The sequence below is a fragment of the Rhizobacter sp. P3_B12 genome, assembly GCF_056402895.1.
The window spans coordinates 1-1,848 of sequence record NZ_JBFUGN010001124.1 but is presented as its reverse complement, the minus strand read 5'-3'; the positions used below and the strand labels follow the sequence as shown (position 1 = coordinate 1,848).

General features: G+C 73.2%; 1 protein-coding gene and 1 pseudogene. Both read left to right on the top strand.

Annotated elements, in window-relative coordinates:
* Positions 1-175: 175 nt before the first annotated feature.
* Positions 176-1,321: a VWA domain-containing protein gene (locus AC1D01_RS32860; protein ID WP_477873675.1), complete on the top strand. Its 1,146-nt coding sequence runs from the start codon at positions 176-178 to the stop codon at positions 1,319-1,321.
* Positions 1,318-1,848, top strand: a pseudogene (locus AC1D01_RS32855) (SWIM zinc finger family protein); the annotation flags it as partial. The gene AC1D01_RS32860 and the pseudogene AC1D01_RS32855, both read left to right, overlap by 4 nt.

Genomic DNA, 1,848 nt, shown 5'->3' with positions numbered 1-1,848 from the left:
GGTTTCCGCCGCGCGAGCGCGGTGCGCTGGCGGCGCACGTCGCGCGGCTGCTGGGCCTCGATGCCGGGCAGCGGCAGCGCCTGCTGAAGCTGCACGACGGCACCGAGGCGCTGCTCGATGCACGGCGTGTCGAGGCGCAGGCGATGGCCTGGGCGAACCAGATCGGCTTGCTGACATGACGAAGCCGCTGCCCGAACTCGACGCCGCCGAGCGCTGGCGCCTGCTGCTCGGTGAAGCCGCCGACGCGAGCCTCGGCGCGGCCGGCGGCCATGCAGCCGCGATGGACCGCTCGCTCGCGTGGCTGTACGGCCGCGACGACCCCTCGCAGGATGGCCGCCATGCCGACGACGCGCTCGACCGCCACGGCGGCAGCGAGGCCTCGCAGTTGACGGTGCCGGAGTGGATCAACGGCATCCACGAGCTGTTCCCGAAGGAGACGATCGAGCGCCTGGAGCGCGACGCGATCGAGCGCTACGGCATCGACGAGGTGGTGACCAACCTCGACGTGCTGGAACGCGCGACGCCGAACCCGGCGCTGCTGCAGGCGGTGCTGCGCACCAAGCACCTGATGAACCCGCAGGTGCTGGCGATGGCGCGCAAGCTGGTCGACAAGGTGGTGCGCGAGCTGGTCGAGAAGCTCGCGAAGCAGGTGCAGCGCGCCTTCAGCGGTGCCCGCAAGCCGCAGCAGCTGAGCCGGCAGGGGGCGGCCAGCCAGTTCGCCGCGCGCGCGACGCTGCAGCGCAACCTGCGCCACTACGACGTGCAGCGCGGCCGGCTGGTGATCCAGCGGCCGCTGTTCCACGTCAACACACGGCGCGTGCTGGAGCCCTGGCAGGTGTTCCTGCTGGTCGACCAGAGCGGCAGCATGCTGAACTCGGTGATCCATTCGGCGGTGACGGCGGCCTGCCTGTGGGGCCTGCCGGGCATCAAGACGCACCTGGTCGCGTTCGACACCGAGGTGGTCGATTTGAGCGACAGCGTCACCGACCCGGTCGAGGTGCTGATGGGCGTGCAGCTCGGCGGCGGCACCTTCATCGGCAAGGCGGTGGGCTACGCGGCCGAGCGCATCAGCGTGCCGCGGCGCGCGGTGGTCGTGATCGTCAGCGACTTCTACGAGGGCATGCCGGAGCACGTGCTGATCGGCCATGTGCGCGCGCTGGTGGCGCAGGGCAGCACCGTGCTCGGGCTGGCCGCGCTCGACGAGCGGGCCGACCCGGTCTACGACAAGGAGCTCGCCGGCCGGCTGGTGGAAGCCGGCGCGCAGGTCGGCGCGATGACGCCGGGGCAGCTCGCCACGTGGCTCGCGGAGAAGCTGAAGTGAGCGCGGTGCGCGACGACCTGCTGCACCTGTCGCCCGAGGCGCTGTCGCATGCGGCGAATGCCGGCATCGTCAAGCGCGCGGTGCGCGAGCTGGCCGGCGGCTACCGGCCGCGGCTGTCGGTGGACGCGCAGGGGCTGCTGGAGGCGGCGTTCGACGACGGCGTGTCGTGCCGCTGGCCGGCGGGCGTGGCGATCCAGGATGCGCGCTGCAGCTGCAATGCGGCCGGCGTGTGCCGGCACCGGGTGATCGCGGCGCTGGCGTACCGCGAATCGGCTTCGGCACAGGCGGAACAGGCGGCCGCGCCGCTGCCGGTCGCTGCGCCCGTCGCCGATGCCGACGATGCGGCGCTGGCCCGCGTCGTGCCGGCCACGCTGCTCACGCAGGCCGGCCTGCTGCGCGATGCCGGCATCAGCATCGAGGTGCGGCAGCGCGGCGGCGGCGACCCGTGCGACACCGCGCGGCTGCCGAGCGCCACCGTGCGCTACTGGGGCGGCGCCGCGCTCGAAACCGCCCGCTGCGATTGCGTG